The organism is Dokdonia sp. R78006 (assembly GCF_042466145.1).
Taxonomy (GTDB): domain Bacteria; phylum Bacteroidota; class Bacteroidia; order Flavobacteriales; family Flavobacteriaceae; genus Dokdonia.
Genome location: NZ_JAXHBU010000001.1, coordinates 1,921,573 through 1,937,930, shown reverse-complemented (window position 1 = coordinate 1,937,930; position 16,358 = coordinate 1,921,573). Strand labels below are relative to the sequence as shown.

The 16,358-nt window shown below is 38.3% G+C and carries 13 protein-coding genes; 12 read left to right on the top strand and 1 reads right to left on the bottom strand.

The window, feature by feature from the left end; translation table 11 throughout:
• Positions 1–137: 137 nt before the first annotated feature.
• The 6 genes from SJY37_RS08645 to SJY37_RS08620 all read left to right on the top strand — a co-directional run bounded on the left by SJY37_RS08645 (position 138) and on the right by SJY37_RS08620 (position 5,438).
• Positions 138–671, top strand: coding sequence for a DUF4870 domain-containing protein (locus SJY37_RS08645; protein WP_298326514.1), 534 nt, complete (start codon positions 138–140; stop codon positions 669–671).
• Positions 672–786: 115 nt separating this feature from the next.
• Complete coding sequence (locus SJY37_RS08640) at positions 787–1,128, top strand: PadR family transcriptional regulator (RefSeq protein ID WP_108878113.1); 342 nt, start codon at positions 787–789, stop codon at positions 1,126–1,128.
• Positions 1,125–2,948, top strand: coding sequence for a PspC domain-containing protein (locus tag SJY37_RS08635; RefSeq protein ID WP_298326519.1), 1,824 nt, complete (start codon positions 1,125–1,127; stop codon positions 2,946–2,948). Before SJY37_RS08640 ends, SJY37_RS08635 begins: the two co-directional genes overlap by 4 nt.
• A gap of 126 nt (positions 2,949–3,074) precedes the next feature.
• Positions 3,075–4,121, top strand: a complete 1,047-nt coding sequence (locus SJY37_RS08630; protein ID WP_298326522.1) for a serine hydrolase — start codon at positions 3,075–3,077, stop codon at positions 4,119–4,121.
• A gap of 2 nt (positions 4,122–4,123) precedes the next feature.
• Positions 4,124–4,570 carry a nuclear transport factor 2 family protein gene (locus tag SJY37_RS08625; protein ID WP_298326527.1) on the top strand — a complete coding sequence of 149 codons (447 nt, stop codon included), beginning with the start codon at positions 4,124–4,126 and terminating at the stop codon, positions 4,568–4,570.
• 130 nt (positions 4,571–4,700) lie between these two features.
• Positions 4,701–5,438, top strand: a complete 738-nt coding sequence (locus SJY37_RS08620) for a head GIN domain-containing protein (RefSeq protein ID WP_298326529.1) — start codon at positions 4,701–4,703, stop codon at positions 5,436–5,438.
• A gap of 82 nt (positions 5,439–5,520) precedes the next feature.
• Here the strand turns inward: SJY37_RS08620 and SJY37_RS08615 are convergent, their stop codons facing one another.
• Positions 5,521–6,276, bottom strand: a complete 756-nt coding sequence (locus SJY37_RS08615; RefSeq protein ID WP_298326531.1) for a helix-turn-helix domain-containing protein — start codon at positions 6,274–6,276, stop codon at positions 5,521–5,523.
• A gap of 266 nt (positions 6,277–6,542) precedes the next feature.
• Here SJY37_RS08615 and SJY37_RS08610 point away from each other — a divergent pair, with 266 nt between their 5' ends.
• From SJY37_RS08610 to SJY37_RS08585, 6 genes are all read left to right on the top strand, one after another.
• Positions 6,543–6,938, top strand: coding sequence for a molecular chaperone Tir (locus SJY37_RS08610; RefSeq protein ID WP_013749943.1), 396 nt, complete (start codon positions 6,543–6,545; stop codon positions 6,936–6,938).
• An 11-nt stretch (positions 6,939–6,949) separates the two neighbouring features.
• Positions 6,950–7,663 (top strand): PspA/IM30 family protein, encoded by a 714-nt coding sequence (locus SJY37_RS08605; protein ID WP_298326540.1) that lies wholly within the window; start codon positions 6,950–6,952, stop codon positions 7,661–7,663.
• A gap of 59 nt (positions 7,664–7,722) precedes the next feature.
• Entirely contained in the window at positions 7,723–8,436 is a 714-nt protein-coding gene (locus SJY37_RS08600) for an OB-fold-containig protein (RefSeq protein ID WP_298326543.1), read from the top strand.
• Positions 8,437–8,489: 53 nt separating this feature from the next.
• Positions 8,490–10,556: an SPFH domain-containing protein gene (locus tag SJY37_RS08595; RefSeq protein WP_298326546.1), complete on the top strand. Its 2,067-nt coding sequence runs from the start codon at positions 8,490–8,492 to the stop codon at positions 10,554–10,556.
• A 46-nt stretch (positions 10,557–10,602) separates the two neighbouring features.
• Positions 10,603–11,202, top strand: a complete 600-nt coding sequence (locus SJY37_RS08590; RefSeq protein ID WP_298326548.1) for a transposase — start codon at positions 10,603–10,605, stop codon at positions 11,200–11,202.
• 130 nt (positions 11,203–11,332) lie between these two features.
• The gene (locus SJY37_RS08585) at positions 11,333–16,210 is read left to right on the top strand and encodes a DNA repair ATPase (RefSeq protein ID WP_379953011.1); all 4,878 of its coding nucleotides are present in this window, start codon (positions 11,333–11,335) and stop codon (positions 16,208–16,210) included.
• Positions 16,211–16,358 lie beyond the last annotated feature (148 nt).

Genomic DNA, 16,358 nt, shown 5'->3' with positions numbered 1-16,358 from the left:
CTAATTACAAGACATTAGTTATTTATTTCACCTAAAATAAGCAAATTGTAAAACCTTAAATAAAAGTTAATTTTTAGTACTATGCGTAACAAAGTACCTTTTTTTAGACATATATTTGCATAAGACATTAATAGACTATGGAAACTAGCATTACAACACATCAAAAAAATATAGGTACTTTAATACACCTATCTACATTCTCTAAATACTTATTTCCTTTTGGGAATTTTATTGCACCTCTCATTTTATGGAGCGCTCAAAAAAGGAATGCCGCATTTATAGATAAGCATGGTAGGGATGCCATCAATTTTCAACTAAGTATCCTCTTATACCTCATTGCCTTAGTGGTCATTAGCATTCCATTCTTTATTTATTTCGCAATAAGTGCAGGTAGTGGAAGCGAGAGTTTACTCACAAATGGTTATATAAATGACCCGAGTGATTTTGCAGACTTAGGAGGATTTCTTATTACCGCAATAGTGGTTGCCATTCTTGCATTAGGAATTTTTCTAGTAGAAATTATTTCGGTGATTTCGGCAGCAGTTAAGGCATCACAAGGAGAAATATATCAGTTTCCGCTTACTATCAACTTTATTTCTGCGGCTTCGGTTTCAGATTCTGGAGAGACTCAAGAGACTTCATCACCTATTGAGGATAAAACGGTAGTTTAATATATGAGTTACGCTTTCGCGAAAGCGTAAAAAAAGAAAAATCATCAATCAATCAATCTCCCGTTAGTTATTGGGACAAAAACGAACAGTTTAATGCATTTAAAAATGAAAATCTATGAAGATTGAAAACACCAAAGCGCAGATGCGTAAGGGCGTGCTAGAGTATTGTATCCTCTCTGTATTAAAAGACGAGGATGCCTACGTAGCAGAGATCTTAGGCACACTTAAAGACGCTAAGTTGCTGGTGGTGGAAGGAACGATATACCCACTACTTACACGACTCAAAAATGCTGGCTTGCTCAATTATCGCTGGGAAGAATCTACCAGCGGGCCGCCACGTAAATATTACGGACTTACCGAAACAGGTAAAATATTTTTAAAAGAACTCTCAACCACTTGGGATGAGTTACAGACCGCAGTAACGGTAGTAACCGCCACTAAAACCGCAACAAAATGAATAAGACAGTAAACATAAATTTAGCAGGGGTTTTCTTTCACGTAGATGAGGATGCTTACGGTAAATTACAGAGATATCTTGCTGCCATCAAACGTTCTTTTGAAGGCGTACAAGGGGAAGACGAAATCATAGCAGACATAGAAGCGCGTATCTCAGAGCTTTTTTCTGAACGCATTAAAGACGAACGCCAGGTCATAAGCACTAAGGAGCTTGACGAGGTTATCGCTATTATGGGACAACCAGAAGATTATATGGTAGATGACGATATTTTTGAAGACACAGCATCTTCTCAAAAATCATCTAGCCGCTCTTCAAATAAAACGCAACAAGCTAAGCGCATCTCAGATCGCAGATTTTTTAGAGACACAGATAATGCTTACATAGGTGGTGTATCTAGCGGTATGGCGCATTACATGGGACTTGATCCTTTGTGGGTACGTGTAGGATGGGTATTACTTATCGCTCTTACTTGGTTTACACTAGGTGGAACGGCTCTTATATATCTTGCGTTATGGGTATTTGTACCTGAAGCACAATCTACGGCAGATAAACTCGCAATGCGGGGAAAGGCTGTTAACATTGACAATATCACAGAAAAAGTAAAAGAAGGATTTGAAAATGTTGCAGACACGGTTAAGAATGTAGATTACGATAAGTACGGTAATAAGGTTAAAAATGGTGCTCAGGGAGTTTTTGGGACTTTAGGAAAGATCATCATGTTCTTCTTTAAAATCATTGCAAAAATTGTGGGCGTACTATTAATAATCACGGGTGCTACAGTGGTGATTTCACTATTAATCACATTACTTACTGGAGGAGTGGTAGATATTTTTACTCCTAACTTAGCAGACATGCCGTGGATTTCTAATGATACAGGTTTACCTATCTGGCTTATGTTACTCCTCGTATTATTTGCAGTAGGTATTCCATTTTTCTTCTTGTTTTACCTAGGATTAAAAATTCTTTCTTCTAACGTAAAATCAATGCCTTTAAGTGCCAAACTGAGTTTACTAGGGCTATGGCTTATCGCATCAATTACCATAGGAGTATTCTCTGTAAAACAGGCTATACAATATTCTAACCTTGAGTCATCAAAAGTGACTACTACAGAGACACTCGCTATAACAAAGAACGATACGCTACGTATCAAAATGAGAGGAAGCGAGCGTTTTGACATCCCTTTCGGGAGGTCTTCTCAGTATGTACAGCTTATTAATAGCAATACAGAAGATGTAGCTGTGTATAGAAATGTACGTCTTATAGTACGATCTACTCGTGACAGTCTTGCATATGTGCAAACAGTGAAGAGAACAAAAGGCTCATCTTATGACGTTGCAAAGGAACAAGCAGAAGCCATGATACTCAACTATGATCTATCTGATAACGAACTAGCCATCGATGGTTTTTTTACTGGAGAAAGAGAAGCTCAATATAGACACGTAAGGCCTAGTGTAGAAATCATTGTTTACTTACCAGAAGGAGCTACGCTTATTGCTGATGAGAACACCTACTCCTATCATAAAAACGATAGACAGTCTCGTGATATTCTAGATAATGGTGATGAAGAAAAATTTCTTACCGTAGGTAATGGCAAACTTATGTGCAGCACTTGCCCAGAAGATCGTGACAATGATGATGATAATTCTTGGCAACAGTCTGATGATAATGACGCTTGGGAAGAACGTAGTTATAGAGAAGGTGAAGATACACCAGCATGGGAGACAAATAATCAAGCTCCTGATGCTCCAGATACTCCCGATGCTCCAAAAAGCAAAGATCCTAATATAGCTCCTACTCCTCCAAAGCTCCTAGTACAGTAGGAGACGATAATTAGTTCTGGCTTTAGTGAAAGCCACATAAACACTACCAATCAACCAATCAGTGCGCTTGCAAAATCTCAACATTCAATCTGTTGAGATTTCTGCAACGTACAATCCATCTATATTATGAAAACTTTTTATGCTACGCTTTTTGCAATTTCTACAGCTATATCTGGTATTGCTCAAGAGGATTTAAATAAAATGGACAGTCTCATCACTAGCGGACATTTTAAAGAAATGTCAAGTGTTGTCATAGCCCATAAAGGAAAAATCATCTTTGAGAATTACTATAATGATGCAACAGCCGCTACCTTACATAATACTAGATCTGCAACAAAATCAATTACTGGCACCTTAATAGGAGCACTTATTAATGATGGTAAATTATCATCTACACAAGAACCAGCCTGGAAATACGCTCAGGTAAAAAATCTTCAAAACCCAGATCCTCGTAAAGAAAAAATTACCATCGAGAGCCTACTTACAATGTCATCTATACTTGAATGTGATGATTGGAATGATATTTCTCGTGGTCAAGAAGAAAAAATGTACCTCCTTGAAGATTGGGTAAAATTCTATTGGGATTTACCTGTCAAGGGGTATCCAGAGTGGGAAAATAAACCAGAAGATAGTCCTTACGGTCGAGATTTTAGCTACTGTACTGCTGGAACCGTTGCCTTAGGAGATGTGATTAATACAATTTCAGGTTCCTTAGAAACATATGCAGAAACTGCACTTTTCTCAAAGCTGGGCATTACAGATTATCACTGGCAGCTTACTCCTACAGGAATCCCTATGACTGGCGGTGGCCTAGGTCTTAAGAGTAAAGATTTCATTAAGATTGGACAACTTTATCTCAACAACGGTAACTGGAAAGGAGAGCAAATTATTAGTTCCGCTTTCGCGAAAGCGTCTAAAGAACCAAAAGCCGCTATGGGAAGTCCAGATTATGAATACGGATACTTATGGTGGATAGGAGAGTTTGGAAAAGACAAAAAAGAGACTGGATATTTTATGCTAGGTAATGGGGGAAACAAAATTGCCGTATTTGACGAACTAGACCTTGTTGTAGTTCTCACAAGTTCGCTTTTTACTAAAGGTATAGAAGCACACAATCAAACAGCCGAACTACTCAACACCTTTATCATTCCCGAAATTCAAAAAATAAACTAGTTATGAATGCACTTAAAAACTTATTCTGGATCCTACTATTAATCCCATTATTAGGAGTAGCACAGGTTTCTAAAGACAGTGGCCTTTACAAGGAGATTCTAGCTACAGATGCTGCACTTTTTGAGTCCTACAATACGTGTGACCTCGAGACTCATGCATCACTCATATCAGAAGATTTAGAGTTCTACCATGATAAAGGAGGACTGGCTACAAGCAAGGAAGAGTATATGACCTCTATGAAGGCAAATATATGTGGCAAGGTAGAAAGAATACTTACTCCAGATACTTTTGAGGTGCATGAGATCAAGGATTTTGGAGCCATAGCTTTAGGGAAGCACAGTTTTCATAACCTTATGGAAGACAGCTATTCTGAACCTAGTAAGTTTATCACCATATTTAAAAAAACAGATAAGAAATGGATAATAACGCGAGTAATAAGCCTACACTAGTCATCTATTTGCAACTCATCCGTTAAAAACTACAGTTGAGTAAGTTACGCTTTCGCGAAAGCGGACTTATCTACATCTTTACATCATCAATCAAAACAATCAATATTTCATCAATCTAAAACCAACCATCATGACAACACTTATCAAATTTATCATCGGAATTCTCGTCGCTACACTCGTAACTTCTTGTCAGTTTGACCTCAACTTAGGTCAATTACAAGGTAATGGAAATGTAGTTACAGAAGATTTAAATATCACAGAAGACTTCAACGAAGTCTCAGCTGGCGACGGATGGGAAGTTTTTCTAGAAAAAGGGAACTCAAATTCTGTGATACTAGAAGCAGATGAAAACATAGTAAACGCTGCCGATATTTATGTAAATGACGGTAAGCTCAAAATCTATAGTGATAAGAGTATAGGTAGCGCTACCTCAAAAAAGGTTTTTGTAACCTACTCAGAAAACCTAACCGAAGTGAGTGTAAACAGTGGTGCTAGTCTTACTACAAAAGAAGCGCTCACTGGAGATGAAATAGATCTTGACGCATCATCTGGAGGAACTTTACGTGTTGAGGTTACCGTAAATGACGTAGAGACCAACGTGAGTAGCGGTGGCGTAGTGCGCATCTCAGGAACAGCAAATCGCGTAGATGCATCTGTTTCTAGTGGCGGCGTAGCAAGAATAAGCAAGCTCAAGTCTGTATCTGCTATTGCAGATGCTTCTTCTGGAGGAGTGATGGATGTATATGCATCACAAGATCTTCGAGCAGATGCATCATCAGGTGGTGTCATAAATTATTATGGAAAGCCAGCAAACGTAGATAAACCAAAGGAAAGTTATTCTGGTGGTATCATACGCTCAAAGGATTAAGTACTACCTCATCAATCAAATCAATACACAACAAAGGCTCGATATCATCGAGCCTTTGTTATTTTATAAATACAAGCTGAGCTTATAACTCGCCTTTTATCTGTAAAAATTGTGCTTGAAGCATTGCCATTTTTTCCTCAAGTCCATCTGCAAGTTCCGGCACTCTGTGGTAAAACACATAGCGTATGCGCCACAGCTCTTTCACTTCCTTGATAGGGAATTCAAGATCATCTATATTCTTATGATCTGCACGTAGTGTTATGGTATTTCCAGAAAGATAGCATCGCCTCAATACGAGCTGATCTTCAAATACAGCGAGTACTAGATGACCATTATTTAGCTTCTTGTAGACATCTTTTGGGATCATCTCCCCTATTACAATATCCTTAGGAAAAAGCCCTTTGTCATTACTACTCATCTCTAGATTATCTACCGTAAATGCTCTGAATTCCTTTTCAGGATTGATAGGTAACTGTAATACTTGCATATCACTTACAAAAGCTTCTTTATCATTATAGAGAAGATATTCTTTTGCATTTTTTGACGTTATGCAAGGAATACTTGCAAAGGCTTGCTTTGTGATGATCTCATGATCTGTTGTAAGATTTGCTTTGAATTTGAGCAAACTATTTACCGTAAGCTCTTTTGTGAGCAAGTCATCGATAGGTATGCTAAAATAATTAGCAATTTTAATAATAGTATCTATTTTGGGTTCACTCCTACCTTCCTCATAAGCCCCTAACGTCCCTCTTTTCAGGTCAAACAGCTCTGCAAACGACTGCTGACTTAATGTCTTGACAGTTCTAATCTTTCGTATGTTTTTTCCAAAAAATGACATATTTTGCTAATTTTATTTGCAAATTATAAATTTATCTGTATATTTACCTAACAATTTTAGCAAAAAGAATTCACTTTCGCTAATTTATTTAGCTTTTTCGCGAAAGCGTAATAGCATTATCAGACATTCATCAATCAAAAATCAATCATTATGACCACTTTAATTATTTACATCCTGAGCCAGTTATAAACAATTGGGTATTTACAGAGACAAGTTTTCGTATTATTAACCTTCCAACGCATTGGAATACAACATCAACACTCTTTATGAAGAACCATTTTAATATAACACGAGATTTTTTACTGGAACTTAACTTTAATATTACCACAGAAAATACAGAAGATGGTATTATGGTAGTACAAAAAGAAAACTCAGGAATTAAAAACCTCATTCTAGGCGTTGCTCCTCCTATCTTAATCATAGAGCAGTTTATTTTTACCATAAATAACCAGTCTGAAAAGATTTTCAAAAGTCTGCTACAAAAAAACCGCGATATCATTCATGGCGCATTTGTACTAGATGAGACAGGGAAGAAAGTAATATTTAGAGATACCTTACAAATAGAAAATCTAGACTTAAACGAACTAGAAGGAAGCTTAAACTCGCTCAGTTTATTAATGAGTGAATACTCAGATCACATTATTGAATTTTCAAAATACTAAAACACAACATTATGAACATATTTAAAAGACTTTTTAAAATAGGCCAGGCAGAAGCAAATGCTTCTATTGACAACATGGAAGATCCTATTAAAATGACCGAGCAAGGCATAAGAGATATGAAAGAAGATCTTGCCAAAAGTGTAGAAGCAATGGCTCAAGTAAAAGCAATGGCTATCCGTTCTAAAAACGAGCGAGATGAGCACCAGGAAAAAGCAAAAGATTATGAAAGCAAAGCAATTGCCATTCTTAAAAAAGCGCATGCAGAATCTATGGAAGCTACAGATGCAGACCGTCTAGCAAAAGAAGCGCTTGCCAAAAAGGAAGAAGCACAAGCTCATGCAGATCGCGCTGGTGAAGACACCACAAAATTTGAAGGAAATGTAGCGCAATTGCAATCAACCATTCAGACCATAAAAGATAATATAGGCAACTGGGAGAATGAGCTTAAAACACTTAAAGCAAGAGTGAAAGTAAGCTCTGCCACTAAGAATGTAAACAAGCAAATGGCTGCTCTTGATAGCACTGGAACCGTAAGTATGCTAGAACGTATGAAGGAAAAAGTAGCTCAAGAAGAAGCACTTGCAGATGCTTATGGCGATATTGCAAATGCAAATAAAAGCATAGATGACGAGATTGATGCCGCGGCAGATACTAGCAAAGAAAAAGTAGATGACGAACTAGCAAAGCTTAAGGAACAACTAGGTCTCGACAAGGACAAAGCATAAGGACGCACCGCATTGCGTTACTAGCACTTTGGATTATGAACCATTAAAACCACCAACCATTGGATAACTTTATAAATCTTATATTTTCTGAAGTCAACATCATACTAAGTGTGTTGCTTATTCTTCTTGTAATCTATTGGGTCCTTACCTCATTAACAGGTATTGATTTTGATTATGACTTGGATATCGACATTGACGTAGATATTGATGCAGATCTTGACCTAGATATCAACACTGTTGACCCTGGGAGCATGGATTTTGAAGATATCTCAAGTGCAGAAGTAGACAAGACTCACGTAGTAAACAAACGCCGAAAGCCTCTTAAATGGTGGCAAGTATTCTTGATTTATTTCAATTTTGTAGGCCTACCGTTTATGTTCACTTTTACTGCATGGGTATTTTTATGGTGGCTTTCTACGCTTGTGAGCACTAGCATCACTGGAAGTTATGCAAATAGCTTTGGATACATATTAATGTTTATATGTATGATTCCTGCGCTATTTTTTACTAAAATTTTAACCACTCCATTCAAGTCCTTTTTTAAGCATCTTAACAAGGATGGAGATAAAGCGACAGATTTTTTAGGCCGTAATGCTATACTTTTATCTACCATTTCTGAAGACAAAATGGGAAATGCAGAAGTACTCGCAGATGGTAATCCAATGAATATCTATGTGAAATCACTGGATGGGTCAGAATTACGCTTTCGCGAAAGCGTGCTTATCATCAAACAATCAGCAGATAAGAATTACTTTTTAGTCAGTAAATATTAATTTAGGCGCAACATTGCGCAACAATAATCAATCAAAACCAAAATCATCATTCTATGGAAAACCTCCCATCTATTGCTATCGCCCTTGTTGTGGGAATTGTGGCACTCATTGTTATTTACTTTCTCATCATTGCGATGTTTTACAAAAAAGTACATCAAGGTCAAGCCTTGGTCCGTACTGGATTTGGCGGAACAAAAGTCGCAACAGACAAGGGACTTTATGTAGTTCCAGTATTCCACCGTGTAGAAGTAATGGACGTTTCGGTAAAAAAGATCCAAATTGAACGTCTCGCTACCGAAGGTCTTATCTGTAAGGATAACATGCGTGCAGATATTAAAGTGGCATTTTTCGTTCGTGTAAATAACGAAGTGGAGTACATCAAAAAAGTGGCACAAACGATTGGTGTAGAAAGAGCTTCACGTCAAGAAACACTTGAGGATCTTTTTGAAGCAAAATTCTCTGAAGCGCTTAAAACCGTAGGTAAGAAATTTGACTTTATACAGTTGTATGAATCCCGTCGTGAGTTTCGTGATGAGATTGTAGATATCATCGGTACAGATCTTAATGGCTATACACTAGAAGATTGTGCAATCGATTATCTTGAGCAAACGTCTGTTTCTTATTTAAAAGCAGATAATATTCTTGATGCAGAAGGTATTAAGAAAATCACAGATCTTACTGCTGCACAAAACGTGCAATCTAACTTGATTAAGCGTGATGAGGAAAAAACCATCCGCAAGCAAGATGTAGAAGCTCGTGAAGCAATCCTTGAACTAGACAAACAACTAGCAGAAAAAGAAGAACAACAACTCCGTGAGATTGCCAACATAAAATCTCGTGAAGGTGCCGAAACTTTAAAGGTAGCAGAAGAAGAGCGTCTCAAATCTGAAACAGCTCGTATCGCAACCGAAGAAAAGGTAAAAGTTGCCGAAGAAAATATGCAACGCCAGATTATCGTTGCCGAAAAGAACAAGCAACGTACCGAGGCTGTAGAAACAGAACGTGTAGAAAAAGACCGTTTACTAGAAGCAACCGAAAGAGAACGCGTAGTTACACTCGCTCAGATTGAAAAAGAGAAAGTAGTAGAGGTTGAGAAAAAGAACATTCAAGATGTGATAAGAGACCGCGTAGTTCTTGAAAAAGGAGTGGTTGAAGAGCAGGAGAATATGAAAGATATTGAGGCTTTCAAAACTGCAGATCGTAACAAACAAGTTACCATCACAAATGCGGAGAGTGCTGCTCAAGAAGATTTGATTAAAACTATCAAAGCTGCTGAGGCATCTAAAGAAGCTGCTAAGCAAAAAGCAGAAGAAATCAATATCGAAGCGCTTGCACATAAAGAAGCAAGTGAGAAAGAAGCAGATGCACGTAAGATTCTTGCCGAAGCACAAGCTAAGGAAGAAGCAACCGTAGGTATGTCTGAGGCGCAAGTAATGCACGCTAAGGCAGATGCAAACGAGCGTCAAGGTATTGTAGAAGCGACTATCATTGAGAAGAAGGCACTTGCAGAAGCAGCCGGAATTCAAGCAAAAGCAGAAGCAAAACGCCAAGACGGACTTGCAGAGGCAGATGTAATCAAAGAGAAAGCTCTTGCAGATGCTGCGGGAATCGAAGAGAAGGCAAATGCAATGAAGAAACTTGACGGTGTAGGTAAAGACCACGAGGAGTTTAAACTACGTCTTGATAAAGAACTTCAAGTTGACCTTGCTGAAATCAATATCCAGAAAGATATTGCAGATGCTCAAGCACAAGTTATTGGTGATGCTCTTAAAGCTGCAAACATTGATATTGTAGGTGGTGAGACCATGTTCTTTGACCAGATTATCGGGCAAATTACAAAGGCCAAAGGATACGACAGATTAGTGAAGCATTCTGACACCGTGCATGAGGTAAAAGATGCCATTTTAGGTAGTGATGATGTAAAAGGAAACTTACTTGAAAAAGTAAAAGAATTTGCAGATAAGTACGGCATCTCTTCTGAGGATCTTAAGAATGTGACCATCGCAAATCTTTTGATGGATTTAAAATCTAAGTCTTCAGATAATGATGAGCAAACCTTATTCAGCAACCTATCTAACCTTGCAAAGGGACTTGGGTTATCTGATAAGAAGTTGAGATAAATTGACAGGGGCGCAATACTTTGCGCCCCATTGTCATTAAACTTATATGACTCCAAAAAGATATAATCGACAATCTAGACGCCTTAAAGGCTATGATTATAGTAATAAAGGCAGGTACTTTATTACTATCGTCACTAAAAATCGATTACGACTTTTTGGAAAAATAAGTAATGGTCAAATGAAATTGAATGCCTTCGGAGAAATCGCAAGAAGAGAATGGCTTAAAACCATTGAGATGCGTACAAATATTTCTCTTGGTGAGTATATTATAATGCCCGATCATATTCATCTTGTCTTTCATATTGAAGAAAAAATAGAACAACCTAATTTTTTACAAAAAGAGCTAGAAAGAATAAGCGGCGCTGTGCAAGGAAAACATAAGATCAAACATCACTCTGTGAGCACAGTAATCAGAGGTTATAAAGCCGCAATTACCAATCAAGTTAAGCAATTCATCCATTCACTTGACACTAGAGATATTGAGCCTTTAGTCCCAGAACCAGATCATCAGGTATTAGGGTCAGTAGACTTATCTAAAAGTATATGGGTTAGGGGATATCACGATATAATCATCCCAAATGACAGAGCATATGACAATATCAGTCAATATGTAAAAGATAATCCCAAAAAATGGGACAAAAAGTAACACTGAACTCTCCTAAAGAGACTATCAGAAAGACATTGCTGTCTTGACAGCACATCAAGGTAAAGGAAAGTGCGAAGCTGCTAGGGCAGCGTAGCAAGGGCGCAATGCATTGCGCCCAAATTCAGAAACTATGGCAAACGAAACTCCAGATACACAACCTAAAGCATCACAGTCACTAGACGGCGGTACTTATGAGATCATACAAGGTAGACTGCAAAAGCAGAAAATCGATCTCCAAGAGCGCCTTCAAAAACTGAATGAGGAACGTAAAGATGTCTTTGGCTCTCTTGAGACAAAGCTCATTGCAAATGATCGTATCAATACAGAAAATAACTGTATTGCTCGTGACATCGTTTCTCTCAATAATCTATGCCTTTTTGGATATAATGTGCATTTTGGATTGCGCACAGACATTCACTTGAGTGATGTTTTTAGTGCTTATGAGTTTAAAGACAATCGTTTTGAGCCAAGACCACTAGCATTACTAGAAGATGATATTTTTCTTCTTGATTTTGCAAATCTATACAAGTACTACCGTAATACTATTTTCTCAAAGTTTGCCATCATCGGGAATTACCTCTACATGGTGTTTCAGCTAAGTGATAGTGTTACAGATATTAAAACATTTAAGTGGCTTATAAGCGATGACACCTTAAAATACGTAGATAATCGTAGTGAACACGAATACAAGTTTCCAAAACAACATGATTTTAAGTGGCAAGAAGCTACGCGCGATATGCATCGTTATGGTGTGCACGCACACGTTTCTATACTTGACAAGGTTTTTGTAGAAACCATAGGTGGTGATCTTACCATTAAAATAGAGGACAACACAGAAGAAGGAAAAGGAATCCTTGATGAACCTGTGGAGCACATCGACCAGACACTTGATGACGGGCAATACCGTTATGCAGACCTTGGCAATTTACTGGCACTTGAGATCAAACCTTTTCAAGAGGAAGCTCGTTATTTTGTCTATAATCACAAGCTCAAGCAAGTTCAAAAAATACAGAGTGTAAAAGACACTTGTGTACTACTTCCAGATGATCAAGGTATCATTTTCCCGACAGGGTACTACTTACAAACGGGAGAGTATAACATCTTTGATAATGCAATCCCAAACGTAAAATTTCAAGAAAAAATCAGTTCGCCTAACGGAGAAGATTTCTTGTATGTTTTTTACTCCCCAGAGGCAGGACTTTACAACTTGATGTCATACAATGTGATTACTCAAGAAATCAAAACTCCTATTATCTGTAATGGATTTACCGTATTAAAAAATGGCGAACTCAGCTATTTTAAAACCGAAAATGAGCAAACCAAGCATCACGTCATACAGATCTGGCAAACCCCATTTTTAAAGGGCGATTATATGCCCTCTCAACACGAGGACACGCTACTGTATAAAATAGGAAATAAAGATATCGTAAAAGCGATGGCAGAGGTTAACGGCCTTGTCACACTACTCAACAAGGAGGATAATTACGATGGACTATATAGTGATCTAGCCAAGTTTTCTAAAGATATTCTTGACGCCTATTACTGGCTTCCAGAGCCAGAAACGCAACAGCTTAACATACCACTTACTGAGATAAACGGAGCTGCAAATGCAGCAATCGATGAATTTGAAAAAGTGGTCCAACTTAAGCGTAATGCTGCCAAGCAAACGCAAGAGATTCAGAAAAAGGCTGATGAGATTTTTGGTAAAATAAAAAGTACTTCTTTTAAATCTATTAATGATTTTGTGGCGCTGCTCACACAGTTACGCTCGTTGCGTGGCGAGACCATCTCGCTTAATGACATACGCTATGTAGATCCTACTTTCGTGAAAACGTTAGAGGAAGAAATCGCGGTACAGACCCAAAAGATCTCAGAAAAGTGTGTACAGTTCTTACTAGACGACAAAGCTTTAAAACCTTATCATGAAGCGGTAGCTGAGAAGAAAGGCGCAATGGAAAAGATCAAGAAAGTGATCGAAGCCAAAAAGCTTGAAGAGGAAGTAAATCAGATTGCGACAGATCTTGAATTGCTTATCGATATCGTATCTAATCTTGATATAGAAGACACCTCCCACTCTACTAAAATTATTGATGATATCTCGCTCATTTTTGCGACTATCAATCAGTTGAAGGCTGGGATTAAGAATAAGAAAAAATCACTAGGAAGCGCAGAGGCGCAAGCAGATTTTGCTGCGCAGCTTAAGTTAATTGATCAGAGTATCATAAACTACCTAGATATTGCCACCACGCCAGAAAAGTGTGATGAGTTCCAGACTAAAATCTCAATCCAACTAGAAGAGCTAGAAGGGAAGTTTGCAGATTGGGATGAGTTTATCACGCTTATTATTGAAAAGCGCGAGGAAGTGTACGGAGCTTTTGAAGCTCGTAAAAATGCCCTTGTAGAAAAACGCAACAAGAAAGCGATGGCATTAAAAAATGCCTCAGAACGTATCTTGAAAGGCGTACGTAAAAAAGCCGAAAGCTTTAAAACGGCTTCGGAAATAAACGGATATTTTGCCGCAGATCTTATGATCAATAAGGTGCGCGATATCGTACAGCAACTTAAGGAGCAAGAAGACACTGGCAAGGCAGAAGAGATTGAGACTGGACTTAAAACAGCCCGTGAAGATGCATTGCGCAAACTCAAAGACAAACTAGATCTCTATGAAGATGGAGATACGGTGATACGACTTGGTAAGCATAAATTTGGTGTAAACAAGCAACCACTTGACCTCACTATTGTGCTCAAAGATGGTGCGCTTAATTACCACCTTACGGGAACAGATTTTTACCAAGAACTTTCAAATGAAACGCTTCTCGCTTCTCGCCATATTTGGAATCAGGAGTTTGTTTCAGAAACTAGCGAGGTGTATCGCAGTGCGTACTTGGCTTATAAATTATTCAACAAACTTGACAAAAAATCACTTCTAGAAGCTGGCGATGATACGCTGCTTACGATTGTGCAAGAAGAAAGTCGCAATGACTATGCAGAGGGTTATATAAAAGGCGTACACGATGTAGATGCCTCAAAAATTTTAAAGGTACTCGTACACAAACACAACGAGCTAGGGCTACTCACCTACGCACCAGAAATTAGGGCGTACGCTCAGTATTTCTGGAACAGCATTGAAGATAGCACTAAAAAAACGCTAGATCAAACGATCAAGGCTTCGGGAGAGGTGTTACAGTTTTTTCCAGATGCAAAGGAATACCAATTTATCGTTGAGACTTTAAGTGAGGAGATACACGCTTTCGCGAAAGCGGAATCCCTTTTCTCACCAGATTTGAGTCAAACGATAGCAAAGTACATTTTTGACGAATTACAAGAAGACACAGATTTTGTGCGTAGTAGCGTTGCTGTGCGATTGAAAGACGCTTTCGCGAAAGCGTTAAAGCAACAACAAGCAGATCTTAAGTTTAAGAAAAGTTATGAATCACTACCTAACTTTAAGGGGAAAGTTCAACTTGTAAAACAATGGGTAACGGCATTTGCACGTACTCAAGAAAGTGTTACAGACCTGCGCTATGTAGATGAAGTGGTGTGTTTACTACTCTTTGAAGATGAGTCGGTTTTAAAAACAAAAGCCGCTTCTCCTCATGAGAAAATCGCTAGCTTGAGTGGTGATCACAGCTCAATTACTGACGGTGTTTTTGCTTTTAATTATCATGACTTTACGGCGAGACTTAACTTATTTGTAACCGAACAAGTACCCGCTTTTGAAACATTTAAGAAAGCAAAACACGAGGTTACTGAAACGCTGAAAGAGAATTTAAAACTCGACGAATTTAAACCAAGAGTGCTTACATCCTTTGTGCGTAACAAGCTAATTGACCAAGTATATTTTCCATTGTTTGGTGATAATCTTGCCAAGCAACTTGGAACTGTAGGCGATAATAAACGTACCGACCGTATGGGCATGTTGCTACTTATCTCGCCTCCTGGGTATGGTAAAACTACCCTGATGGAATATATAGCAAACCGTCTAGGTCTCGTTTTTGTAAAAATTAATGGCCCTGCCATAGGTCACGAAGTGACTTCTGTAGATCCAGATAGCGCAACAAACAGCGCCGCTCGTGAAGAACTTAAAAAGCTGAACGTAGCTTTTGAAATGGGTAATAATGTGATGCTATATCTAGACGATATCCAACACTGTAATCCAGAGTTTTTACAAAAATTCATTAGCCTTTCTGATGGTACACGTAAGATTGAAGGTGTGTATAATGGTAAGTCCAAAACTTATGATCTGCGCAGTAAGAAATTCTGCGTGATTATGGCAGGTAACCCATATACGGAGAGTGGTGATAAATTCCGTATTCCAGATATGCTGGCAAACAGGGCAGATATTTACAACCTAGGAGATATTATAGGAGATACAGAGCATCTGTTTAAGCTGAGTCTCATTGAGAATTCGCTTACTGCAAATCCGCTACTGCAGCAATTGAGCAGTACGCATTTTGATGATATCTATACACTCATAGATCGTATTGAAAATGGGACACAAGACACCCAACTTAAAGGTAATCACACTGCACAAGAAGTGGCCGATTATACAAAAGTACTGGAGAAGGTAATTACTATAAGAAACACTGTGCTCAAAGTAAATGCAGAGTATATACGTAGTGCTGCGCAAGAAGATGCCTACCGCACAGAACCTTCTTTTAAACTTCAAGGATCATACCGTGATATGAATAAGCTCGTGGCAAAAGTGGTTCCTATAATGAACGACACTGAGCTTGCGACATTGCTCCTATCCCACTATGAAAGCGAGTCACAAACACTCACCTCAAGCGCAGAGGCAAACTTGTTGAAATATCGTGAACTCATCAATTCGCTAGACGAAACACAAGCCACTCGCTGGAACACAATGAAAGAAACCTTTGTAAAAAATAATAAACTCAAAGGTTTTGGTGACAAGAACGAGATGGCACAAGTGCTCTCTCAAATGATGGAATTTACAGAGAATTTAGAAGGAATTAAAAAAGCGCTGGAGAAGGGGTTGGAGAAATGATTAAAAAAACATCTCCCCTAACCCCTCTTCAAAGAGGGGAATACTCACGATACTTTTTAATTTTACAAAGCAAATTAAAAAGTATCAAACCACAACAGTGTCCCTCTTTGAAGAGGGAGTCAGGGAGATGTCCGCAAAGAGGAGGTAA